The 23,196-nt window shown below is 59.9% G+C and carries 19 protein-coding genes; 8 read left to right on the top strand and 11 right to left on the bottom strand.

Translation table 11 applies throughout. From position 1 onward, the window contains the following. Positions 1 to 5: 5 nt before the first annotated feature. From IC37_RS11275 to fba, 4 genes are all read left to right on the top strand, one after another. Entirely contained in the window at positions 6 to 1,169 is a 1,164-nt protein-coding gene (locus tag IC37_RS11275) for a phosphoglycerate kinase (protein WP_030130212.1), read from the top strand. Positions 1,170 to 1,203: 34 nt separating this feature from the next. Further along, positions 1,204 to 1,425, top strand: a complete 222-nt coding sequence (locus IC37_RS11270) for a hypothetical protein (protein ID WP_030130213.1) — start codon at positions 1,204 to 1,206, stop codon at positions 1,423 to 1,425. 56 nt (positions 1,426 to 1,481) lie between these two features. Then, positions 1,482 to 1,814: an MliC family protein gene (locus tag IC37_RS11265; protein WP_030130214.1), complete on the top strand. Its 333-nt coding sequence runs from the start codon at positions 1,482 to 1,484 to the stop codon at positions 1,812 to 1,814. Between the two features lie 280 nt (positions 1,815 to 2,094). Continuing rightward, positions 2,095 to 3,159, top strand: a complete 1,065-nt coding sequence (gene fba, locus IC37_RS11260) for a class II fructose-bisphosphate aldolase (protein ID WP_030130215.1) — start codon at positions 2,095 to 2,097, stop codon at positions 3,157 to 3,159. Positions 3,160 to 3,243: 84 nt separating this feature from the next. Here the strand turns inward: fba and IC37_RS11255 are convergent, their stop codons facing one another. Next, positions 3,244 to 3,912, bottom strand: a complete 669-nt coding sequence (locus IC37_RS11255) for a polysaccharide lyase family 7 protein (protein ID WP_030130216.1) — start codon at positions 3,910 to 3,912, stop codon at positions 3,244 to 3,246. 339 nt (positions 3,913 to 4,251) lie between these two features. Here IC37_RS11255 and IC37_RS11250 point away from each other — a divergent pair, with 339 nt between their 5' ends. Both IC37_RS11250 and IC37_RS11245 read left to right on the top strand, forming a co-directional pair. Continuing rightward, positions 4,252 to 4,743 (top strand): M48 family metallopeptidase, encoded by a 492-nt coding sequence (locus tag IC37_RS11250; RefSeq protein ID WP_030130217.1) that lies wholly within the window; start codon positions 4,252 to 4,254, stop codon positions 4,741 to 4,743. A 26-nt stretch (positions 4,744 to 4,769) separates the two neighbouring features. Next, positions 4,770 to 5,066 (top strand): helix-turn-helix domain-containing protein, encoded by a 297-nt coding sequence (locus tag IC37_RS11245; protein WP_007894945.1) that lies wholly within the window; start codon positions 4,770 to 4,772, stop codon positions 5,064 to 5,066. Positions 5,067 to 5,192: 126 nt separating this feature from the next. Here IC37_RS11245 and IC37_RS11240 read toward each other — a convergent pair whose 3' ends face one another. Continuing rightward, complete coding sequence (locus tag IC37_RS11240) at positions 5,193 to 5,645, bottom strand: GNAT family N-acetyltransferase (RefSeq protein WP_030130218.1); 453 nt, start codon at positions 5,643 to 5,645, stop codon at positions 5,193 to 5,195. A 236-nt stretch (positions 5,646 to 5,881) separates the two neighbouring features. On the opposite strand from IC37_RS11240, the gene IC37_RS11235 reads away from it, so the two are divergent. Then, on the top strand, positions 5,882 to 6,619 hold the full coding sequence (locus IC37_RS11235; protein WP_030130219.1) for an ABC transporter substrate-binding protein: 738 nt from the start codon (positions 5,882 to 5,884) through the stop codon (positions 6,617 to 6,619). Between the two features lie 149 nt (positions 6,620 to 6,768). Here IC37_RS11235 and yccS read toward each other — a convergent pair whose 3' ends face one another. The 9 genes from yccS to betI form a co-directional block, all read right to left on the bottom strand. Beyond that, a complete protein-coding gene (yccS, locus tag IC37_RS11230) occupies positions 6,769 to 8,952 on the bottom strand; it encodes a YccS family putative transporter (RefSeq protein WP_030130220.1) in 2,184 nt (727 codons plus the stop codon). A 248-nt stretch (positions 8,953 to 9,200) separates the two neighbouring features. Beyond that, on the bottom strand, positions 9,201 to 10,379 hold the full coding sequence (locus IC37_RS11225; protein WP_030130221.1) for an NAD(P)/FAD-dependent oxidoreductase: 1,179 nt from the start codon (positions 10,377 to 10,379) through the stop codon (positions 9,201 to 9,203). A 158-nt stretch (positions 10,380 to 10,537) separates the two neighbouring features. Further along, positions 10,538 to 11,875, bottom strand: a complete 1,338-nt coding sequence (gene dbpA / locus IC37_RS11215; RefSeq protein WP_256580718.1) for an ATP-dependent RNA helicase DbpA — start codon at positions 11,873 to 11,875, stop codon at positions 10,538 to 10,540. A gap of 105 nt (positions 11,876 to 11,980) precedes the next feature. Next, positions 11,981 to 13,408 carry a multidrug transporter subunit MdtD gene (mdtD, locus tag IC37_RS11210; RefSeq protein WP_030130223.1) on the bottom strand — a complete coding sequence of 476 codons (1,428 nt, stop codon included), beginning with the start codon at positions 13,406 to 13,408 and terminating at the stop codon, positions 11,981 to 11,983. Positions 13,409 to 13,597: 189 nt separating this feature from the next. After that, positions 13,598 to 14,935, bottom strand: coding sequence for a TldD/PmbA family protein (locus tag IC37_RS11205; protein ID WP_030130224.1), 1,338 nt, complete (start codon positions 14,933 to 14,935; stop codon positions 13,598 to 13,600). Next, positions 14,935 to 16,377, bottom strand: a complete 1,443-nt coding sequence (locus IC37_RS11200) for a TldD/PmbA family protein (protein WP_030130225.1) — start codon at positions 16,375 to 16,377, stop codon at positions 14,935 to 14,937. The genes IC37_RS11205 and IC37_RS11200 overlap by 1 nt, the downstream gene beginning before the upstream one ends. Before the next feature lie 284 nt (positions 16,378 to 16,661). Next, on the bottom strand, positions 16,662 to 18,365 hold the full coding sequence (gene betA / locus IC37_RS11195) for a choline dehydrogenase (protein ID WP_030130226.1): 1,704 nt from the start codon (positions 18,363 to 18,365) through the stop codon (positions 16,662 to 16,664). Positions 18,366 to 18,535: 170 nt separating this feature from the next. After that, complete coding sequence (gene betB / locus IC37_RS11190; RefSeq protein WP_030130227.1) at positions 18,536 to 20,008, bottom strand: betaine-aldehyde dehydrogenase; 1,473 nt, start codon at positions 20,006 to 20,008, stop codon at positions 18,536 to 18,538. Between the two features lie 106 nt (positions 20,009 to 20,114). Then, positions 20,115 to 20,708, bottom strand: coding sequence for a transcriptional regulator BetI (gene betI / locus IC37_RS11185; protein ID WP_008008079.1), 594 nt, complete (start codon positions 20,706 to 20,708; stop codon positions 20,115 to 20,117). A gap of 380 nt (positions 20,709 to 21,088) precedes the next feature. Between betI and IC37_RS11180 the strand changes: the two genes are divergently transcribed. Beyond that, positions 21,089 to 23,038: a BCCT family transporter gene (locus tag IC37_RS11180; protein WP_256580717.1), complete on the top strand. Its 1,950-nt coding sequence runs from the start codon at positions 21,089 to 21,091 to the stop codon at positions 23,036 to 23,038. Positions 23,039 to 23,196 lie beyond the last annotated feature (158 nt).

The following is a 23,196-nucleotide window of genomic DNA, read 5'->3' as shown; positions in this document are numbered from 1 at the left end:
GACCCATGACCGTGTTGAAGATGACCGACCTCGATCTGCAAGGTAAGCGCGTACTGATCCGCGAAGACCTCAACGTCCCAGTCAAGGACGGTGTTGTCACCAGCGATGCGCGAATCCTGGCCTCGCTGCCGACCATCAAGCTGGCCCTGGAAAAAGGCGCGGCCGTGATGGTCTGCTCGCACCTTGGCCGTCCGACCGAAGGCGAGTTCTCGGCCGAGAACAGCCTTGCGCCGGTGGCTGACTACCTGAGCAAGGCGCTGGGCCGCGAAGTGCCGCTGGTGTCCGATTACCTGGGCGGTGTCGACGTGAAAGCCGGCGACATCGTGCTGTTCGAAAACGTGCGCTTCAACAAGGGCGAGAAAAAGAACGCTGACGAACTGGCCAAGCAATACGCGACCCTGTGCGACGTGTTCGTGATGGACGCCTTCGGCACCGCTCACCGCGCCGAGGGTTCGACCCACGGCGTGGCCAAGTTCGCCAAAGTCGCCGCTGCTGGCCCGCTGCTGGCCGCCGAACTGGACGCACTGGGCAAGGCCCTGGGGGCCCCGGCTCAGCCAATGGCCGCCATCGTTGCCGGTTCCAAGGTGTCGACCAAACTCGACGTACTGAACAGCCTGAGCCAGATCTGCAACCAGCTGATCGTGGGTGGCGGCATCGCCAACACCTTCCTGGCTGCTGCCGGTCACCCGGTCGGCAAATCCTTGTACGAACCGGACCTGCTGGACACTGCCCGTGAAATCGCCGCAAAGGTCAGCGTGCCATTGCCGGTGGACGTGGTGGTTGCCAAGGAATTCGCTGAAAGCGCGACCGCGACCGTCAAGCTGATCGCCGACGTGGCTGCAGACGACATGATCCTGGACATCGGCCCACAGACCGCGGCGAATTTCGCCGAGCTGCTGAAGTCGTCCAAGACCATTCTGTGGAACGGCCCGGTGGGCGTATTCGAATTCGACCAGTTCGGTAACGGCACCAAAGTGCTGGCCCAGGCCATCGCAGAAAGCTCGGCGTTCTCCATCGCCGGCGGCGGCGACACCCTGGCGGCCATCGACAAATATGGCGTTGCCGAGCAGATCTCCTACATTTCTACCGGCGGCGGCGCGTTCCTCGAGTTCGTCGAAGGCAAAGTGCTGCCGGCCGTTGAAGTCCTGGAAAGCCGGGCCAAGGCCTGAGACCGTCCATTTGACCGGGCAAAGGAGTGTTTACATGGTCAAGACCTTAGCGCTGTTGATCGTCGCGGGTTCGCTGGCGGCTTGCGGGAGTATCCCGAAAGCCACGCCGGAACCCGAGCCGCGTGCGCCGGAAAAAGGCTGCTACCAGGCCGATTGGCAGGCGGAAACCAACCCGGTGATCAACAAGCGTTCCGGGCCGGATGGCCTGGACAAATATGAGACACACACCCCGGCCAAGGAACATGGTTGCCCTTGAGGGGTCTGACTCTTTACTCAAGACAGGCGGCGTGCGCTGTCAGTCGAGGAACACGGATGAAACGCTTTATCGCCGTTGCGGCACTGGCATTGCTGGCAGGTTGCGCCAATTTGAACCTGTTCAACGCTGCCGAGCCAGCGGACAGCTGGACCACCTGGACCTGCGACAGTCAGGCCAAAGTGCTCTGGCGCTACACTGACATCAGCCGCAAGGAAGTCGACGTTCGTCTGGGCGGCGCCGATCAGGTCTACCGCTTGAAGCTTGAACCGGGCGCCGAAGGTTCGCTGTACAGCAACGATATGCTGGCGTTTCACATAAAAGGTGAGGAAGGCCTGGTGTACTGGGTCGCCACCAATGATTTGATCGGCCGCGGTTGTAAAGCGCAGTAAGGCCACAGAATTTTTGCAACACCACAGACCTAATGTGGAAGCAGATCCAAATGTGGGAGCGGGCGTGCTCGCGAAAGCGGTAGATCAGCTTGCAGCAATGTTGAATGTAGAACCGCATTCGCGAGCAAGCCCGCTCCCACAGGGTTCTGTGCAGTATTGAAGATTTAGGCAGCACCGAATCCGCAGCCGGCCAACCCCCGATCTGCAATAACTTGAATAGCCGCCGCCGCTACGGCAGGCTGGCACGATTAACGACCCTCAACCGGGAGAGACACACACAATGGCACTTATCAGCATGCGCCAGATGCTGGACCACGCAGCCGAGTTCGGCTACGGCGTTCCAGCCTTCAACGTCAACAACCTTGAGCAGATGCGCGCCATCATGGAAGCCGCTGACAAGACTGACTCCCCGGTGATCGTCCAGGCTTCGGCCGGTGCTCGCAAATACGCCGGTGCACCGTTCCTGCGTCACCTGATCCTGGCGGCAATCGAAGAATTCCCGCACATCCCGGTGTGCATGCACCAGGACCACGGCACCAGCCCTGACGTCTGCCAGCGCTCCATCCAACTGGGCTTCAGCTCGGTAATGATGGACGGTTCCCTGGGCGAAGACGGCAAGACCCCGACCGACTACGACTACAACGTCCGCGTTACCCAACAAACCGTAGCCATGGCTCACGCCTGCGGCGTTTCGGTAGAAGGCGAGCTGGGCTGCCTGGGTTCGCTGGAAACCGGCATGGCCGGTGAAGAAGACGGCATCGGCGCCGAAGGCGTTCTGGATCACAGCCAAATGCTGACCGACCCGGAAGAAGCCGCTGACTTCGTCAAACGCACCCAAGTCGACGCCCTGGCCATCGCCATCGGCACCAGCCACGGCGCCTACAAGTTCACCAAGCCACCTACCGGCGACGTGCTGGCCATCGACCGCATCAAAGAAATCCACAAACGCATCCCGAACACCCACCTGGTGATGCACGGTTCGTCCTCGGTTCCGCAAGAGTGGCTGGCGATCATCAACCAGTACGGCGGCGACATCAAAGAAACCTACGGCGTACCGGTTGAAGAAATCGTCGAAGGCATCAAGCACGGCGTGCGCAAGGTCAACATCGACACCGACCTGCGCCTGGCCTCCACCGGCGCGATGCGTCGCCTGATGGCTACCAACCCGAGCGAGTTCGACCCGCGTAAGTTCTTCGGCGCGACTGTGACTGCGATGCGTGATGTGTGTATTGCGCGTTATGAGCAGTTTGGTACTGCCGGTAATGCTTCGAAGATCAAGCCGATCTCGTTGGAAGCGATGTTCCAGCGCTATTTGAAGGGTGAGTTGAACGCCAAGGTGAACTAAGCCTTCTGCGTTTGAGTGACATAAAAAACCCGCAGCGATGCGGGTTTTTTATTGCCTGAAATATGGCCGAAGTTTTGAAGGGGGTTACGTATCGTGATCGATATCCAGCTTGCTGAACGTCACTTTCCCGCCTTCGGTGGAATACCCGGTGTTGTCCTGCACATAAACCCCGGCCTTGAAGTACAACGCTTTATCACGCCACATCGCGCTGATGTCGGTGTCCCATTGGTAGCCTGCCGCACTGATGCCCAATGCGCCGCCGGGGCTGAGGTGGATGAGGTAGGAGAATTCCCGATCGAGTTTCACGCCGGTGGCGATGGTGATGACCCGGCCGGTGTCGTCGTCGGGGTGCATGCGGACTTTGGCAACGATGTTTCCGGTCGCGCTGGTGGCTTTGTATTGATATTCGACCTTCACCATGGGCTTGGTGCTGTTGTGGGCATGGATCTGGCCAATGACGATCTTGCCTGAGCTGGGTACCTGGTTGACCGTAAGGGTCGCACGCAAGAAGTTGTCTGCATGGGGGTAGTACCAGTTTTTCAGCGTGCCATTGCTGTAGGTTTCGCGCAGTTCGGTGCGCGGGTAGCTTGCGTTTTGAGTGCGCGAGCCAGTTACCGGGGTCCAAAAAAACAATGTACCGGTGTCTGAGTGGAAGTATTGATCCTTGAAGCCGTCTACCAGCTTCGCTGTTTCGACGGTATATGGCGGGCTGCCGACAGGAACACTGAGGTTCCAGGTTGCGAGATCGATCATATGTAAGCTTCCACTTTTTTTTAGCACACACGTGCCGTAGCTCTAGCCAGCGCCTTTGAGCAGTCTTTATAAGCGTTGAAGACATCTTTGTTAATGCCCGTCCGGCAGATGGTTGGCGTCAACATCCTGTCGAAATGCCATCCTTCCCGGTTTATGGGGCCTGTAGGGCTGACCGTTGGTCGGCTGCGTGAAACTTTAATGAAGTGATGGCATCTCGGCAGCCTTTGCTTTCGCGGATCCGGGGCTAGAGTGAAGTCGCAATAGGTAACCGGTTTTAACAAAAGGCCGGCCTGAATTCGTTACACTGGCGACCTTTTCGTGACTCGTGTTGCCGCCCCAATGACTGCGTTGAAATACCTCCAGGCCTATCCCGCTACATTGCAGGACCAGGTGCGCCAGCTGATCGCCGAAGGTCGGCTGGGCGATTACCTGAGCCAGCGGTATCCGGAAAAGCACGGCGTACAGAGCGACAAGGCGTTGTACACCTATGCCCTGGACCTCAAGCAGGAATACCTGCGCAACGCCCCGGCCATCGACAAGGTGTTATTCGACAACCGTCTGGACCTGACCCACCGCGCGCTCGGCCTGCACACCGCAATCTCGCGGGTGCAGGGCGGCAAGCTCAAGGCCAAGAAAGAAATTCGTGTGGCCTCGTTGTTCAAGGAAGCGCCTTCCGAGTTTCTGAAAATGATCGTGGTGCATGAGTTGGCGCACTTTAAAGAGTCGGATCACAACAAGGCGTTCTACAAGCTGTGCGAACACATGTTGCCGGGGTATCACCAGGTGGAGTTCGATCTGCGGGTGTACCTGACGTGGCGGGATATGCACTGAAGGATCAAGCGATCGGGGATATTCAGATGGATGTGAGCAAGACCAAGAGCAGCTTTTACCGCCGGCTATACGTGGCGTACCTGATCGACAGCGGGCTGGCCAGCAGTGTCCCGGCGCTGACCGAAGTCACCGGCATGCCCCGGCGCACGGCCCAGGACACCATCGCGGCATTGGCGGATCTGGACATCGTTTGTGAATTCGAGCAGGAAGAAGGCGCGCGCAACCATGCGGGGCGCTATCGGATTCGCGAATGGGGGGCGATTGATCGGGGGTGGATCGAGCGTAATCTGCGGCAGATTAAAGCGGTGTTGGAGTATCCCTGAGATTTTGTGGTGTCGCGGCTGACGCCTTCGCGAGCAAGCCCGCTCCCACACTGGATCGCCCGTGAATACAAAATAGGTGCACATAGCAGATCAAATGTGGGAGCGGGCTTGCTCGCGAAGAGGCCTTTATGGGCGACGCATCCCGATATGCGGAATGTCATCCTCCAGATATTCCTCCCCCACTACAACAAACCCGTACTGCCCGTAATACCCCTGCAAATGCGCCTGGGCCGAGAGGTAGATCGGCACTTCAGGCCAGCGTTTGGCGGCTTGTTTCAACGCCTGGCTCATCATTTCATGCCCCAGCCCGGTGCCGCGTGCAGCGGGAGCAATGATCACTCGGCCTATCACCACGTCACCACCCTGTAACTCCGGGTCGAGCAATCGCAGGTAAGCCACCAGCCGATCCCCGTCCCAGCCCATCAAATGGCAGGTGTCACCTTCCAGGTCCTGACCATCGATGTCCTGATAAAGGCATTTCTGCTCGACGACGAACACCTCGGCGCGCAACTGCAAAACGGCATACAGCTGCTCTTTACCCAGATCGCTGTGATGCTTGCAGACCCAATCGATTGTCATCTTCAGATTCCTTGAACAACGTTGCTCCGATACTAAGCGTCCTGACGCGAGATGTCTTGATGGCAGAGAAATCTGTGACAAAGGCCAAAATGCCATCATTCATTTCTCGCGAGATTGTCTTCTTTGTGTAATCTGCGATGAAGCGCTGTGCAATGGCCTCAATGAGCTATTGCCAGGGCCTTGGAGTTTTGGCTGAAAAACACGTAGGGCAGCCCGCCCGCTAAGGATTTTCAAGCATGCCGCGATTGCATCGAGCGTTTGCTTTGATTGGATTGCTGTTGCTGACACAGGCTGCGGCAGCGGAAAAGCTGCGTCTGGTAGCTGATGCCTGGCCACCCTTTACCGACGCCACGTTGGTCAATGGCGGATTGGCTACTGACATCGTCAGCACTGCGCTGGCTCGGGCCGGTTATGCCAGTGATTTCGAACAGGTGCCCTGGGCGCGAGCTTTGTTTGGGGTAGGCGAGGGGCGTTACGACGTACTGGTCAACGCCTGGTACAACGACGAGCGCACAAAACTGGGGCAGTTTTCCAGCGAGTACCTGCTCAACCGTGTGCGTTTTCTCAAGCGCAAGGACGTGCCGATCGAATTCAGCAACCTGCATCAACTGCATACCTACCCGATAGCGGTAGTGCGCGGTTATAGCTATTCGCACGAATTCGACGACGATGTGTCGCTGCAGAAAGTCCCGGTGCATAACTTCGCCATGGCCGTGCGCATGGTTGCGGCCGACCGGGTCAAACTGACCCTGGAAGACGAGTTCGTCGCACGGCATTACCTCGCTCGGGAGTCATCCAAGGTACGCAATGCCGTGGAGTTTTTACCCAAGCCGTTGAGCGAGAATAGCCTGCATATTCTGGTGAGCCTGAAGAACCCGCAGCACGAACAGATCGTCGCCGGCTTCGACCGTGAGATTGCGGCGATGAAGGCCGATGGGAGTTATGAGAAGTTGCTCAAGCAGCATGGGATGTAAGTGCCGGGTATTGTGGTGTGGCCGATGACGCCTTCGCGAGCAAGCGCGCTCCCACATTAGATCTGTGGTGTTCACAAAATTATGTTCACCGCAGATTTAATGTGGGAGCGGGCTTGCTCGCGAAGAGGCCCGCCCGATCAGCAAAAATCTCAAGCCTCGCTCGTGTCCTTGATGAGATGCGCCGCCAACGTCCGCAATGGCCCCAATTGCCGGCAGATCAACGCCAGTTGCGTCTGCACCAACCGCTGCCCTTCATCGATCTCATCCGGCATTTGCTCAAGCCCATTGGCCAGCGCTTCTTCCTCATCGCTCTGAATCGCAATCGGCTGTTTGCTCGCCAGGCCTTGAGCGATTTCGTCAAGGCTGGCGGCCAGGCTCACGCCGGCGCCGTCGATCAAATGCACGCGTACGTCCGACGGTAATTGGGCTTCACGGTGTGCCCCCAGCCCCGACAAATAGCTGAGCAAGGTGTGCGACAGCACCAGGAAACGGAACCCGACATCCGCTTCCTTACGGAAGTGCCCCGGCTCCATCAGCATATTGGCCAGCGTCGTCGACAACGCGGCATCGGCGTTGTGCGCGTTGCGTCGAGCCAGGCGATAAGCCAGGTCGTCGCTTTTACCTGCGGCGTATTGCTGCATGATCTGGCGCAGGTAAACGCTGTTGCAGGTGAGGGTGTTGGCCAGCACTTTGTTCAGGCGTCGACCCTGCCAGTCCGGCAGGAACAGGAATACCGCCAGACCGGCGATCAGACTACCGAGCAAGGTATCGAACAGTCGCGGCAGAAGCAGCCCATAACCATCGCCCACCTGGTTGAAGCAGAACAGCACCATGAGCGTGATCGCGGCAGTCGCCAGAGTGTAGCGAGTGGTACGGTTGGTAAAGAACACGACCCCTGCAACGATGGCGAAGCTCGACTGCACCAAGGGATTTGGGAACAGATCGAACAGCGCCCAGGCCACGGTCAGGCCGATGGCGGTGCCGATGATCCGCTGCCCGAGTTTGCGGCGGGTGGCGCCGTAGTTCGGCTGACAGACAAACAGCGTGGTGAGGATGATCCAGTAACCTTGCGACGGGTGAATCAAATGCACCATCGCATAGCCGATGCTCAACGCCAGGGGCAGGCGCAGGGCATGGCGGAATAGCAAGGACGTCGGCGTCAGCTGCGTGCGCAAGCGTATCCAGACATCTTTGAGGCTGTGTGGCGAACGGTCGAGCAGGCTGCTGTCGGTGGCGTCTGCGAGCGCATCGGGGTTGCTGGCGTCGCTGAGCAAACGGTCGAGAGTGCCGAGGTTGGCGGCCAATGCCCGCAACGAACGCAACAGACCACGCCAGGCCGGATTGCTCTGGATGCGCAGGTGTTCGAGGGATGCATGCAGGTCGCTCAGGGCTCCGGCGAAGCTTGCGTCATAGATGAACGGTTGACGCATCTGGATCGATTCGGCCAGCGCGCGGCAAGCCTTGCCTTGTTGGCGCAGCAGACGCTGACAGCGGAACAGCACGTCGCTGTGGAAGAACGCTTCGGCCAGCGCGTTGTAGGGGTAGTGCGAGGAGCTGGCGCGCTCGTGGATGTCCTGGGCGAGAAAGTACAGCTTCAGATAACGGCTGACTTTCACGCCCGGCCGACCGTCGCCGACCCGATGCAAAATGATTTCCTTGGCGGCGTTCAGGGCCGCCACCACCCGACCGTTCTGCTGGGCCAGTTCCAGCCGCTGTGCTTCCACGTCCATCTGCCGGATCGGTTCGAACAGCGACGATTTGAGCTTCAGGTAATAACCCAGTTCACGGAACAACCGCGCCAGGCTTTGCTGCACCGGTTGGTTGGAAAACATTGCCTGCCACAGCACCGAGAGCAAGCCATACCATGCCGCACCGGCCACCAGCAGCACCGGCTCGTGCCAGAAATCAGTGACCGCGCCACCGCGCTGGTCCACGCCGATCATGGTGTAGACCGACAGAATCAGTGTTGCCGAAGCAATCGCGCCATAACGTTCGCCCAGCGCGCCGAGCATGGTCAGGCAGAAGCTGGCCAGTGCAAAGGCGATGATAAAGAGGACGGGGTAGGGGAAGAGCAGTTCGACGGACAGGGCGGCGACCATAAAACACACTAGCGTCACTGCGAGCGCGTTGAGGCGACCCTGCCAACTGTCGTCGGTTTCGGCCAGGGCGCTGGCGATGATCCCCAGGAACAACGGGATCAGCAGCCCCATCTCATCCTGATACCAACACAGCGCCATGCTGCCGGTCAGGGCGATGAATACCCGCACGCTGTAACTGAACTTATCCAGCGCCCAGAGGCGGCGCAGAGACTGCCGAAATGTGGTCGATGACATGAAGTGCGAAGGCCTTCCGAGGCAATGACGCTAAATTGAGCCACTAATGACGCCGACGCAATGGCGCCGATCACATCTGACAGCAAAATCTGTTCCTGACCAGTCACCATAGATGTGGGAGCGGCGGTGCGACGATTCGACTTGCTCGCGAAGAGGCCAGTACATTCAACATCGATGTTGACTGTCAGACCGCCTTCGCGAGCAAGTCGGATCGCCGCACCGCCGCTCCCACATTTAATTTGTGTTTGTCAGACGAATTGCGCGGCGGCGTAACCGGAAGCCCAGGCCCACTGGAAATTGAAACCACCCAGATGCCCGGTGACGTCGAGCACTTCACCGATGAAATACAGACCCGGGCTTTTCAGCGATTCCATGGTCTTGGACGACACCTCACGTGTGTCCACGCCGCCCAGGGTCACTTCGGCAGTGCGGTAGCCTTCGGTGCCGGCCGGCACGACTTTCCAGCTCGCCAGTTTTTCGGCGATATCCGCCAGTTCGGCGTGGGTGTACTGCTTCATCGGTTTGGAGGCGAACCAGTTGTCCGCCAGCAGATTGGCCATCTTCTTGGTGAAGATTTCACCGAGCAAGGTTTTCAACTCGCTATTCGGGCGTTCGGCCTGCTGCTGTTGCAGCCAGCTCGGCACGTCGTGATCCGGCATCAGGTTGATTTCCACCGTGTCGCCGGATTCCCAGAACGACGAAATCTGCAAGATCGCCGGTCCGCTGAGGCCGCGGTGGGTGAACAGGATGTTCTCGCGGAAACTCTGGTCGTTGCAGCTCACCAGGCAATCCACCGACGTACCGGACAGCTCGGTGCAAAGCTCCTTGAGCTGATCGGTGATGGTGAACGGCACGAGGCCGGCGCGGGTCGGCAGCAGGTCGTGGCCGAATTGCTTGGCCACTTGATAACCGAAACCGGTGGCGCCCAGCGTCGGGATCGACAGGCCGCCGGTGGCGATTACCAGCGATTCGCAGGTGATTTGCCCCAGCGTGGTGTCCAGCAGGTAACCGCTTTCGAGTTTTTCGATCGTCTGGATCGAGGTGTCCAGATGCAGGTTGACGCCGACCTGATCGCACTCGTTGAGCAGCATTTCGAGGATGTCGCTGGATTTGTTATCGCAGAACAACTGGCCGAGTTTCTTCTCGTGGTACGGCACGCCGTGCTTGGCGACCATGCCAATGAAATCCCACTGGGTGTAGCGCGCCAGCGCGGATTTGCAGAAGTGAGCGTTCTGCGACAGGAAGTTGCTCGGCTCGGTGTACATGTTGGTGAAATTGCAGCGGCCGCCGCCCGACATGAGGATTTTCTTGCCGGCCTTGTTCGCATGGTCAAGCAACGTCACTTTGCGCCCGCGCCCGGCGGCGGTCAGCGCACACATCAACCCTGCGGCGCCAGCGCCAATGATCACGACTTCGGTAGAGCGCAAAACGGTGTCCTCACACAAATTTAAATTCACCGGCAAACCAATGTGGGAGCGGGCTTGCTCGCGAAGGGGCCAGTACATTCAACATGGATGTTGTCTGTCAGTCCGCTTTCGCGAGCAAGCCCGCTCCCACATTTGATCTCTGTCAGCCAGACGATCGCTTACAAGATACGAACGCGCAATGAGCGGCCTTTGATTTTACCGTCGTTCAGGCGCTGCAAGGCTTGCTTGGCGATCCCGCGTTCCACGGCCACGTAAGCCTGGAAGTCGAAAATCGCAATTTTGCCGACCTGAGCGCCCGGAATGCCGGCATCGCCGGTCAGTGCGCCGAGAATGTCGCCCGGACGTACCTTGTCTTTACGGCCCGCACCAATGCACAGCGTGCTCATCACCGGCAGTAGCGGTGCGCCGCCCTGGGATTTGAGGTTGTCCAACTGATCCCAGCTCAACGGCGACTTCTGCAGCTGCTCGATGGCTTGGGCGCGGTGAGCTTCAGACGGGGCGACCAGGCTGATCGCGATGCCTTTCTCGCCCGCACGACCGGTACGGCCGACACGGTGAATGTGGATTTCCGAATCACGGGCCAGTTCGACGTTGATCACCATGTCCAGCATATCGATGTCCAGACCGCGTGCGGCGACGTCAGTGGCGACCAGTACCGAAGTACTGCGGTTGGCGAACATGGCCAAAACCTGATCGCGGTCACGCTGTTCCAGATCACCCTGCAGACCGACGGCGGAGATGCCTTTGGAGGTCAGGTGATCAACGGTTTCCTGAACCTGCTGCTTGGTGAAGCAGAAGGCCACGCAGGACGCCGGACGGAAATGCGCGAGGACTTTGACCACCGCATCCATACGCTCTTCCGGAGAGATCTCGTAGAAGCGCTGCTCGATCTGCGTATCGTCGTGGAACGCCTCGGCCTTCACGATCTGAGGGGTGCGCATGAATTTCGACGCCAGTTGCTTGATGCCCACCGGGTACGTGGCGGAGAACAGCAGGGTCTGGCGGCGCTCCGGGGTCTGGGCGATGATTTCTTCGATGGAGTCGTAGAAACCCATGTCGAGCATGCGGTCGGCTTCGTCGAGGATCAGCGTGTTCAGGCCATGAAGCACCAGCGAACCCTTGCGCAAGTGCTGCTGGATGCGCCCCGGAGTGCCGACGATGATGTGCGCGCCGTGCTCCAGCGAAGCGATCTGCGGGCCGAAGGACACGCCGCCGCACAGGGTCAGGACCTTGATGTTGTCTTCGGAACGGGCCAGACGACGGATTTCCTTGGCGACCTGGTCGGCCAGCTCACGGGTCGGGCAAATGACCAGGGCCTGGCAACCGAAGAAGCGCGGATTGATCGGGTTCAACAGGCCGATACCGAAGGCCGCGGTCTTGCCGCTGCCGGTCTTGGCCTGGGCGATCAGGTCCATCCCCTTGAGGATCACCGGCAAGCTTTGCGCCTGGATCGGCGTCATCTGGGCATAACCGAGAGAGTCGAGGTTAGCCAGCATGGCGGCGGACAGCGGCAAAGTATTAAAAGCGGTGGCGATGGTGGTCACGGGACTGGCCTGCAAAACAAAATGTCGCGCAGTGTATCAGTCTCGTGGCCATTCGCCCTAAGGCTCTATGTGCGGTTCCGGACGTTTGACGCGCCGTCCGTCTTCTCTGGACAGTTGCGAAAAAATCGTTGCAGCCAGCATCGCCATGATTCCGACCGTCACAAACGTCAGCTGGAACGCGCCCAGGACCGTGTCTACGCCGTCATTGCCGATCTCCGCCGTGAAGCCGCCGAGCAGGGCGCCGGCGCAGGCTACACCGAGGCTGAGGGACAGTTGCGCGACCACCGACAGCAAACTGTTGCCGCTGCTGGCGCTGGCGTCGTCGAGATCGATCAGGGTGACGGTGTTCATCGCGGTGAACTGCAAGGAATTGATCGCCCCCAGAATCGCCAACTGAGCCAGCAGCAGCCAATACGGCGTCTGCTCGCTGACCAGGCCCATGCTTGCCAGCATGATCCCCAGCGCCAGTGTGTTGCCGGTCAGTACCGTGCGGTAGCCGAAACGTTCGATCAGCGGCCGCGCCACCGACTTGGCGACCATCGCGGCCGCAGCCAGGGGCAACATGCTCATCCCGGCCTGTGACGGTGAATAACCCAGCGCCACTTGCAGCAGCAACGGCACCAGGAACGGCAACGCGCCACTGCCGAGGCGAGCGAACAGGTTGCCGAGGATACCCACGGCGAAGGTCCGGGTCTTGAATAGCGATGGCGCAAACAGCGGATTGTCGATGTGCCCGGCCCTCAGCCAATACGCCGCCAGACACGCCATGCCGCCAAACAACAGCAACATCACCCGCAAGTGCGGCAGGTGCAGTTCGCCGAGGCCTTCCATGGCGATGGTGATCAGCACCATCGCCGCGCCGAACAGCAGAAAGCCCAGGCTATCGAAGCGGGTACGCTCGCTGCCGCGCAGGTCGGGAATGAATTTCCATACCGCGTAGCAACCGAGGACGCCCACCGGCAGGTTGATCAGAAAGATCCAGTGCCAGGTCAGGTATTGCACCATCCAGCCGCCCATGGTCGGGCCGATCAGCGGGCCGAGCAGGCCGGGAATGGTAATGAACCCCATGATCCGCACCAGCTCCGAACGCGGATACGCGCGCAGCACCACCAATCGCCCGACCGGCAGCATCAACGCGCCACCGAGGCCTTGAATCACCCGGGCGCCGATGAGCATGCTCAGGGTGCTGGACAAGGCGCAGAGCAAAGAGCCGAAGCTGAACAGGAGGATCGCGCCGAAGAAGATTTTCCGGGTGCCGAAGCGGTCGGCGATCCAGCCAGAGGCGGGGATCAACAAGGCGACGGTGAGCATGTAGGCGATGATCACGCCCTGCATGCGCAACGGGTCTTCGGCCAGGTCCCGGGCCATGGCGGGGAGGGCGGTGTTGAGGATCGTCCCGTCGAGGGACTGCATGAAGAAGGCAATGGCCACAACCCACGGTACCCAGCGGGCGGTGACGGCATCGAGAGGTGGGCGGTTGGGCATGGGACCTCTTGTGGATTAATGCAGATTCATGGCTGACGTTGAACCCTGTGGCGAGGGAGCTTGCTCCCGTTCGGCTGCGTAGCAGTCGTAAATCCGGCGAATGCGGTATGTCTGATAGAACGCGTTTGCCGATCTAGGGGGCCGCTTCGCAGCCCAGCGGGAGCAAGCTCCCTCGTCACAGGTTTGTGTTTACAGCGTCAACGTAAGTCGGCTGACGAGCGCACCGGGCAACAACGCCGAGGCCGTGGCCCGCTGACTGTAGGTGCTGGCCGACAACATCAGCTCGCGTTCCTCGGTCAATGCTTCCAGCTGCGACCCAAGCAAGCTGTAGACGCTGTCATCGAAACGCATGGTGCTGACCGGCGCCTGAATCTCGCCGTTCTCGACCCAGAAGGTCGCAAATCGCGTCATGCCGGTCAGGCGCGCCGCCGGTTGGTCCGAGTAGTTCAGGTACCACAGGTTGCTGATGTAGAGCCCGGTGCCGAGGCGCTTGAGGATGTCCGCCTGCTCCAGGTCGCCGCCTTTCATGATCAGCGCTGTTGGATATTCATGGCTGCTGGCGCCGTTGGCAGTGAGATCGTATTCGGCGGCGCTGCGGGAATTGATCAGTCGGGCATTGGCCATGCCTTTGGCGATCAACCCCAGATCATCGCGGGGATAACCTTCGTCGGAAAACGCCGGGCTCAAGGAATCGCTGACCTGCTCACTTAACCATACGTTGGGGCTGAAGCAGGTTTCGCTGGCGTAGAGCTTCTGCAACGGGCTCTGTTTACTGGCAATCGCCTGGGCCGAAAACCCGCCCCAGCTGAGCATGCCCATGATTTCTTCCAGCGCTGCCGGCGCCAGATAAGCACGGTATTCGCCGGGCGCCAGCGTGCGCAACGGCCGACCCAGAAACGCCAACTGTTCGCGGGCCTGCTGGAAGCGCCTGGCAAACCCTTCGCTGTTCCAGTCGTGCCCGGCATAGCTGGCTTTCACCGCCTGACCGTTTTCATGGAACAGGCTGAAGTCGAAGTTGAAACTGTTGGCCTGATGCCAGCCGAAGGCGCCCGATGAACTGGCAAAACCACGACTGATGGGACCGGCGGCATAGAAACCGACCAGGTCCAGCCCCTCTGCAGCTTGAGTGATTTCAGCGACCACTTGCTCGGTGTCCGGCAGCGGATGCTCCTGCACGTTGTTACTCTGCCAGTCGTTCTGGTTAAGCAGCAGGTACGGATCCTGAGGCAACAGTGGCAGGGTTTCGCGCAACTGTTGCAGACCTTCGGCCAGACGCTGAAGATCGACTTCGTGGTCGCCCGACAGCGTGATATTCAGATCGGCATGACGACCATCGTTAATCAGTTTGAACCCGACACTCGCTTGCTGCACCTGCCCGGCCTGACGGACTTTGGCATGGTTGAAGCGCACGAAAGCCGACGACTCGGCGGCGTAGCTGAGGGTGAATTGCTCCGGCCCACGAATTGCGTCGCGCAGCCAATTGACCAGGTCCTTGAATGACTGAGCCTGACTCTTGGAAGTACTCATCAGGCGTCTCCTCCAAACACATCAACATTGCTGAACACGCAGGCCGGCGACGCGTGACCGACGCGGATCACCTGGTTCGGTTCGCCCTTGCCGCAGTTCGGCGTGCCTAGCACTTTGACGGTGTTGGCATCGCCGACAGCGCTGAGGCTTTTCCAGAATTGTGCGGAAATCGCCCGGTAGTTCGGGTTCTTCACCACACCCTTGAGTTCGCCGTTTTCGATCAACTGGCCCCATTCGCAACCGAACTGGAATTTGTTGCGCGCATCGTCGATCGACCACGAACGGTTGGTGCTCATCAAAATGCCGTGCTCGATATTGCCGATCATCTGCTCCAGCGGCTGATCGCCGGGCTCGATGTTGAGGTTGGCCATGCGGTCGATCGGCGGACGGTTCCAGCCGCAGGCGCGGCTGTTGGCAACGCCATCCATGCCGGCACGAAATTGCGACAGCGCGCCGCCCAATGGCCGCAGCAGCAAACCTTCCTTGATCAAAAATTGTTTGCTGGCAGCGCTGCCATCGTCGTCATGGCCATAGCTGGCGAGCTGCTCGGGGATGTCCGGGTCGAACGTCACGTTGAGCAGTTCGGAGCCGTATTGCAGGCTGCCGAAGTCTTCTGCCTTGACGAAACTGGTGCCGGCGTAATTGCGCTCATCGCCGAGGATGCGGTCCAGTTCCAGCGGGTGACCGATGGACTCGTGGATCTGCAGCATCATCTGGTCGGGCATCAGCAACAGATCGCGCGGGCCTTGCGGAGTGTTGGGTGCCAGCAGCAATTGCAGCGCCTGATCGGCGACTTTCGGGCCGGCACCGATCAGGCCGCAACGGCTGATCACATCAAAACCGCCCTGCTGGCCGAAGTTCTCGCGGCCGAGGCTACGGGTCTGGCTGTCGTTGCCGTCGTAGGCGGTGACGTCCACGCTCGGGTAGACGAAGCGCTGGGCCTGACGCAATTCGGCACCGGCGCTGTTGAGGTAGATTTGCTCGACGTTGGTGATGCCGATGCTCGCCTGCCAGTTCACCAGCCGCTCGTCCTTGGGTACGGCGGCGGATTCGGCGCCGAGCAATTGGTAGCAATCGCTCAGTGATGCAAAGGGCTGATCGAAGTTAGGCGAGAAATAGTCGGCGCGGTCGCTGGAGACGGCTTGCTCGCGCAGGTCGAGCAGGGCGTGAGGCTTGAGTCGACGGGCTTGTTGCTCGGCTTTTTCCAGCGCGGCTTGCAGGCCGGATAGGGACAAGTCATTGGTGGCGGCATAGGCTTCGACGCCGTTGACCCGAACGGTCAGCATCGCGCCTTCGTCGCGGCTCAGGCTCGGCGGTTCGGCGACGTTCTTGCGCACCGACAGGTACTGGCCGGACTCGCGCACATAACGCAGCGAAAAGAATTCAGCGCCCGTGCGCAAGGCAGCGAAGCGCTGCTTGAGCTGGGGGTGGAAATCGAACATTCGGGAACCTCCTTGGTATGGAGTTGCGATGTATCGGTATTGCGAGGGGGTGAAGCGTTTGCGTGGCGCTAGATTAGGCCTGGGCGGGGGGTAGATCAAGGGCGGAGCGGTGTAGGGAGGGGTTGCCCGGTGTATGGCATGACGTTATGTGTTGTTTGGTCGGGCCCCTTCGCGAGCAAGCCCGCTCCCACATTAGATCGGTAGTGAACACAGATTTTGTGAACACCAGAGATCTAATGTGGGAGCGGGCTTGCTCGCGAAGGCCGCGCCTCGGTGTAACTGTCTTACTGAGCAGTCAGGCTCACATCCCGCAACGGCTTGCCACGCACCGGTGCATCACCGGCCACGAAGTAGGCGGCCTTGCTACGCGGCAATGGCTTGCGACCGCGGATCTTGTCGGCGATTTTCTCGGCCATCATGATCGTTGGCGCGTTCAGGTTGCCGGTGGTGATGATCGGCATGATCGAGGCATCGACCACGCGCAGGGCCTGCATGCCGTGCACACGACCTTCGCCATCGACCACGGCCATCTCGTCGGTGCCCATCTTGCACGAGCAGGACGGGTGGAACGCTGTTTCGGCGTGTTCGCGGATGAACGTGTCCAGCTGCTCATCGGTTTGCACCTCGATGCCCGGGCTGATTTCGCGGCCACGGAAGGCGTCCAGTGCTGGCTGCTGCATGATTTCACGGGTCAGGCGGATGCCGTCGCGGAATTCCTGCCAGTCCTGCTCGGTGGCCATGTAGTTGAACAGGATGCTCGGGTACTCGCGCGGATCCTTGGACTTGGCCTGGATGCGACCGCGACTTGGCGAACGCATGGAACCCATGTGCGCCTGGAAGCCGTGCTCTTTCACACCGTTGCTGCCGTTGTAGTTAATCGCCACCGGCAGGAAGTGGTACTGAATGTTCGGCCATTCGAAGTCCGGGCGGGTGCGGATGAAACCACCGGCCTCGAACTGGTTGCTGGCGCCGATGCCGGTACCGTTGAACAGCCACTCGGCACCGATGGCCGGCTGGTTGTGCAGCAGCAGCGACGGGTACAGCGAGACCGGTTGGGTGCAGGCGTATTGCAGGTACAGCTCAAGGTGATCCTGCAGGTTTTCGCCAACGCCCGGCAGGTCGTGGACTACCGGAATGTCGAGTTTCTTCAGCAGTTCGGCCGGGCCGACGCCGGAGCGCTGCAGGATCTGCGGCGAGGCGATGGCGCCGGAGCACAGCAGCACTTCCTTGCGGGCGCGGGCTTCAACGCGCTCTTCAGCGGCGCCGATCAGGTAACGCACGCCGATCGCACGCTTGCCTTCGAACAGAATCTTGTCGGTCAGGGCATGGGTGACGATGGTCAGGGTCGAACGCTTCTTGGCGACGTCCAGGTAACCGCGAGCGGTGCTGGCGCGACGGCCGTTCGGCGTCACGGTGCGGTCCATCGGGCCGAAGCCTTCTTGCTGGTAGCCGTTGAGGTCTTCGGTACGCGGGTAACCGGCCTGCACGCCGGCTTCAACCATCGCGTGGAACAGCGGGTTGTTGCCGGCTTTTGGTGTGGTCACGCTGACCGGACCGTCGCCACCGTGGTAGTCGTTCGGGCCGATGTCACGGGTTTCCGCCTTGCGGAAATACGGCAGGCAGTCGAGGTAGGTCCAGTCTTCCAGGCCGGGCAGTTTGGCCCAGCCGTCGTAGTCCATCGCGTTGCCGCGGATGTAGCACATGCCGTTGATCAGCGAAGAACCACCCAGGCCCTTGCCACGTCCGCATTCCATCCGGCGGCCGTCCATGTGTGGCTCTGGATCGGTTTCATAGGCCCAGTTGTAGCGACGACCTTGCAGCGGGAACGCCAGGGCGGCCGGCATTTGCGTGCGGAAGTCGAGACGGTAATCCGGGCCGCCCGCTTCGAGCAGCAGGACGGTGACGCCTTCGTCTTCAGTCAGACGGGTCGCCAGGGTGTTACCGGCCGAGCCGGCACCGATGATGATGTAATCGAATTCTTGGGACATTGAATGCACCCTCGTTGAATATGGTCAGGTCAGGCGAGTGCTTCGCACTCGATCGCGGGCAAGCCACGCTCCCACAGGGTCGGGGTTACCGCAGATTTGGCGAACGACGCCAAACCTGTGGGAGCGGGCTTGCCCGCGATGACGGCCTCGCAGGCGAAACAAATACCGCCTTAGAACACCGAGGCGTAATCGCCCAGTTCGACCTGTACCGATTTGATGCGTGTGAAGTTGTTCAGCGAGCTGATGCCGTTCTCACGGCCCACGCCCGACTGCTTGTAGCCGCCGACCGGCATCTTGGCGTCGGACTCGCCCCAGGCGTTGATCCAGCAGATTCCGGCTTCCAGTTGATGGATCACACGGTGAGCGCGGTTCAGGTCTTTGGTGACGACGCCAGCGGCCAAACCGAACTCGGTGTCGTTGGCACGACGGATCACTTCTTCTTCGGTTTCATAGGTCAGGATGCTCATCACCGGGCCGAAGATTTCTTCGCGAACGATGGTCATCTCGTCGGTGCAATCGGTGAACACGGTCGGTGCCACGAACGCGCCTTTGGCGAATTCGCCGTCGGTCAGACGATCGCCGCCGCACAGCAGGCGCGCGCCTTCTTCCTTACCTTTGGCGATGTAACCCAGCACGCTTTCCATGTGGGCGAAGCTGACCAACGGGCCGAAGTTGGTGTTTTCGTCTTCCGGGTTGCCGACGCGAATGCGTGCAACACGCTCAACGATCTTGGCTTCGAAAGCTGCTTTCAGGTGGCTCGGTACGAACACGCGAGTGCCGTTGGTGCAGACCTGACCGGAGCTGTAGAAGTTGGCCATCATGGCGGTGTCGGCGGCGCGATCCAGGTCGGCGTCGTCGAAAATGATCAGCGGAGATTTGCCGCCCAGTTCCATGGTCACGTCTTTCAGCGACGAGGCGGAAGCGCTGGCCATGACCTTCTTGCCGGTGTCGGTGCCACCGGTGAAGGAGATTTTTTCGATGCGTGGGTGTTCGGTCAGCCAGGTGCCGACTTCACGGCCGCTGCCGGTCAGAACGTTGAACACGCCAGCCGGAACGCCAGCTTCGGTGTAGATCTCGGCCAGTTTCAGCGTGGTCAGGGAGGTGACTTCGCTTGGCTTGAAGATCATCGCGTTACCGGCCGCCAGGGCAGGTGCGGATTTCCACAAAGCGATCTGGATCGGGTAGTTCCACGCGCCGATACCGGCCACGACGCCCAGCGGCTCGCGACGGGTGTAAACGAAAGACGTGGTGCGCAGTGGAATCTGCTCGCCTTCGATGGCCGGCACCAGGCCTGCGTAGTACTCCAGCACGTCAGCGCCGGTAACGATGTCGACGTAACGGGTTTCGGAGTACGCCTTGCCGGTGTCCAGGGTTTCCAGGGCGGCCAGTTCATCGTTGCGCTCACGCAGGATGTCGACGGCACGACGCAGGATGCGCGAGCGCTCCATGGCAGTCATCGCAGCCCAGATTTTCTGGCCCTTTTCGGCGCTGACCACAGCACGCTCAACGTCTTCCTTGGTCGCACGTTGTACGGTTGCGAGGACTTCACCGTTAGCCGGGTTGATGGCTTCGAAGGTGGCGTCGCTGCTGGCGTCACTGTAGCCGCCATCGATGTAGAGTTTTTGCAGTTCGAAACGGGCCATAAAGTCCTCGCAAGTGCATAAGTGGTTGGCGTTGACCACCGGGCGAGCCGTGTAGCAGTGGCATCGCGGTCGGTAGCGGTTCAGGGGCTGAGCGGTTATGTGTGCTCTAACTCACCTGCTTGGCCAGTTGGAAATCCATGTATTCGTAAGCGATCTGGTGCGCCTGCCCGGTGTCGAAAGCATCTCCAGACAGCGCGCCGCGCAACCACAAACCGTCAATGAGGGCTGCCAGGCCGCGGGCGGCGCTGCGCGCTTGATCAAGCGGCAACACACGGCGGAACTGGCAGCACAGGTTGGAATACAGACGGTGATCGTTGATCCGCTGCAACCTGTGTAATGACGGGTGGTGCATGCTGGTGGCCCAGAAGGCCAGCCAGGTTTTCATTGCCGGGCCATTGACCTGGCTGGCGTCGAAGTTGCCTTCGATAATCACCTGAAGGTGAGCCCGTGGGCTGGTGTCCTCCAGCGCCTGACGGCGCGCGGTGACGTTCTCGCTGAGGACACTCATCAGATACTGCGCCGTGGCGGCGATCAGACCGTTCTTGTCCTGAAAGTAGTGACTGATGATGCCATTCGAGACACCGGCCAAACGGGCGATCAGCGCAATGCTGGCGTCCCCCATGCCGACCTGATCGACAGCCTGCAACGTGGCTTCGATCAATTGCTGACGGCGGATGGGTTGCATACCGACCTTGGGCATCTTGCACATCTCCTTAGGCCTTCCGGTGGACGAAAAACGGCTACCGGATCGAGGGCCAGTCTATTTTGTTTTGATTGAACGTTCAATCAACAAAGAATAAGATCTGCGACAATTCGTCGCTGCTTACAGATTTTTCCTACGTGTAAATGGCGATAAACCGACATCCAAAAATGCTCGAAACCTATACGCACTGGCGTTCCAAGGGGTTCGGGCTTTTTTCGGGGTGTCTTTATATCACCCACTGGTCGGCTGCCAACTAACCGATTGGTCGGGTACCGCGTTGCCTTGTGTTCTTCTCTCGCACTGCCTGGAGCATCTGTGCCATGAGTTCTGCCTCTCTAATAAAGACCCCACCCGAGAAGGTGACGATCAACGGTTGGGTGTTTTACACCTCTACCGCGCTGATCCTGCTGTTGACCTCTATTCTGATCATCGCCCCGCAAGAGGCTGGCAGAATGCTTGGTATTGCCCAGGCCTGGTTGTCCCGCAGCTTCGGCTGGTACTACATGGTGGTGATCGCCGCTTATCTGGTTTTTGTGGTTGGCCTGGCGTTTTCGTCCTACGGCAAACTCAAACTGGGCAGCAAGGACGACACCCCGGATTTCAGCTACGGCGCCTGGGCGGGGATGTTGTTCTCGTCGGGTATTGGCATCTCGTTGCTGTACTTCGGTGCTTCCGAACCGCTGGACCACTATTTCAATCCGCCGGAAGGCGTGGCCGGCAGCAACCTTGCGGCTCGTCAGGCGGTGCAACTGACATTCCTGCATTGGGGCCTGCATGGCTGGGCGATCTACGCACTGGTCGGCTTGGCCGTGGCGTACTTTGCTTACCGTCATAATCAGCCGCTGGCGTTGCGGTCGGCACTGTATCCGCTGGTCGGCGAGCGTTGGGTCAAAGGCGCGGCCGGTCATGCGGTGGACGGCTTCGGCATGTTCGTGACCCTGCTGGGGCTGGTGACGAACCTGGGGATCGGTTCGCTGCAAGTGTCGTCGGGGCTGGAAAACCTGTTCGGCATGGAACACAGCAACACCAACCTGCTGATCGTGATCATCGTGATGAGCACCGTGGCGACTATCGCCGCCGTGTCTGGCGTGGAAAACGGCATTCGTCGTCTGTCCAACCTGAACATCGTGCTGTTCAGCGGTCTGCTGATTTTCGTGCTGCTGTTCGGCCCGACCCTGCACCTGCTCAACGGCTTTGTGCAGAACATCGGCGACTACCTGAACGGCGTGGTGCTGAAGACTTTCGACCTCTATGTGTATGAAGGCGACAGTGAGAAGTCCGACCGCTGGCTGGGCCTGTGGACTCTGTTCTACTGGGCCTGGTGGATTTCCTGGGCGCCATTCGTAGGCATGTTCATCGCACGTATTTCCCGTGGTCGCACGGTACGTGAACTGGTGGCCGGCGTGCTGCTGATTCCGCTGGGCTTCACCCTGGCATGGCTGTCGATCTTCGGTAACTCGGCCCTGGACCTGGTGATGAACCATGGGGCGGTGGAGCTCGGGAAGACGGCGCTGGAACAGCCGTCGATGGCGATCTATCAGTTGCTTGAGCATTACCCGGCGTCGAAGATCGTGATCGGCGTATCGATTTTTGTCGGCTTCGTGCTGTTCCTGACCCCGGCGGATTCCGGCGCGGTGATGATGGCCAACCTTTCCTGCAAAGGCGGCAACGTCGACGAAGATGCGCCGCACTGGCTGCGGATTTTCTGGTCGGCGGTGATCACCCTGGTGACCATCGGTCTGCTGTTCGCCGGTAACTTCGAAGCCATGCAAACCATGGTGGTGCTGGCGGGGCTGCCGTTCTCGGTGGTGCTGGTGTTCTTCATGTTTGGCTTGCACAAGGCCATGCGCCAGGACGTGCAAATCGAACAGGAGCAAGCGGAACTGGCGGCGCGTGGTCGTCGTGGTTTCAGCGAGCGCCTGACCCAGCTGGACCTGCAACCGAACCAGTCGATCGTTCAGCGTTTCATGGACAAGCAGGTCAGCACGGCGCTGGAAGATGCGGCTGTGCAATTGCGTGCTCAGGGTCTGGATGTGCAGACGTTGCTGGGCAAGTCGAAACGCTGCATGGGCGTGCGGATCGAGATGGAAGAGGGCAACCCTTTTGTCTACGAAGTGAGCCTGGACGGTTATCTGGCGGCGGCGAGTGACACGGTGTCTGCCGAAAGCGCTGATGAGCCTCGCGCACGTTACTACCGCGCCGAGGTGTACCTGCACAACGGCAGCCAGGACTACGACTTGATGGGCTTCACTCAGGATCAGATCACCCGTGACGTGCTCGATCAGTTTGAAAGCCATCGGCAGCTTCTTGGCCGGGTTTATAGCTAAGAAGTGAGTGGCGCGGTGTTCCAGTGACACCGCGTCGCATTCTTCGCGAGCAAGCCCGCTCCCACAGGTGACCGAGTTCTATCAGGGACATGCGGTCAAATAATGAAATGGCTACCCCCGCCGCCCTCTGCGATCGCCCACTAAGCTTTCGCAGGGGG

The organism is Pseudomonas sp. QTF5, assembly GCF_000512695.2.
GTDB lineage: Bacteria > Pseudomonadota > Gammaproteobacteria > Pseudomonadales > Pseudomonadaceae > Aquipseudomonas.
Note: the sequence above shows the minus strand (reverse complement) of the source record. Positions and strands in the feature narration are given on the sequence as shown.

Coding starts and splice junctions, on each gene's coding strand:
- IC37_RS11275 (WP_030130212.1), top strand. CDS start 6: ATGACCGTGTTGAAGATGACCGACCTCGATCTGCAAGGTAAGCGCGTA.
- IC37_RS11270 (WP_030130213.1), top strand. CDS start 1,204: ATGGTCAAGACCTTAGCGCTGTTGATCGTCGCGGGTTCGCTGGCGGCT.
- IC37_RS11265 (WP_030130214.1), top strand. CDS start 1,482: ATGAAACGCTTTATCGCCGTTGCGGCACTGGCATTGCTGGCAGGTTGC.
- fba (WP_030130215.1), top strand. CDS start 2,095: ATGGCACTTATCAGCATGCGCCAGATGCTGGACCACGCAGCCGAGTTC.
- IC37_RS11255 (WP_030130216.1), bottom strand. CDS start 3,912: ATGATCGATCTCGCAACCTGGAACCTCAGTGTTCCTGTCGGCAGCCCG.
- IC37_RS11250 (WP_030130217.1), top strand. CDS start 4,252: ATGACTGCGTTGAAATACCTCCAGGCCTATCCCGCTACATTGCAGGAC.
- IC37_RS11245 (WP_007894945.1), top strand. CDS start 4,770: ATGGATGTGAGCAAGACCAAGAGCAGCTTTTACCGCCGGCTATACGTG.
- IC37_RS11240 (WP_030130218.1), bottom strand. CDS start 5,645: ATGACAATCGATTGGGTCTGCAAGCATCACAGCGATCTGGGTAAAGAG.
- IC37_RS11235 (WP_030130219.1), top strand. CDS start 5,882: ATGCCGCGATTGCATCGAGCGTTTGCTTTGATTGGATTGCTGTTGCTG.
- yccS (WP_030130220.1), bottom strand. CDS start 8,952: ATGTCATCGACCACATTTCGGCAGTCTCTGCGCCGCCTCTGGGCGCTG.
- dbpA (WP_256580718.1), bottom strand. CDS start 11,875: ATGCTGGCTAACCTCGACTCTCTCGGTTATGCCCAGATGACGCCGATC.
- mdtD (WP_030130223.1), bottom strand. CDS start 13,408: ATGCCCAACCGCCCACCTCTCGATGCCGTCACCGCCCGCTGGGTACCG.
- IC37_RS11205 (WP_030130224.1), bottom strand. CDS start 14,935: ATGAGTACTTCCAAGAGTCAGGCTCAGTCATTCAAGGACCTGGTCAAT.
- IC37_RS11200 (WP_030130225.1), bottom strand. CDS start 16,377: ATGTTCGATTTCCACCCCCAGCTCAAGCAGCGCTTCGCTGCCTTGCGC.
- betA (WP_030130226.1), bottom strand. CDS start 18,365: ATGTCCCAAGAATTCGATTACATCATCATCGGTGCCGGCTCGGCCGGT.
- betB (WP_030130227.1), bottom strand. CDS start 20,008: ATGGCCCGTTTCGAACTGCAAAAACTCTACATCGATGGCGGCTACAGT.
- betI (WP_008008079.1), bottom strand. CDS start 20,708: ATGCCCAAGGTCGGTATGCAACCCATCCGCCGTCAGCAATTGATCGAA.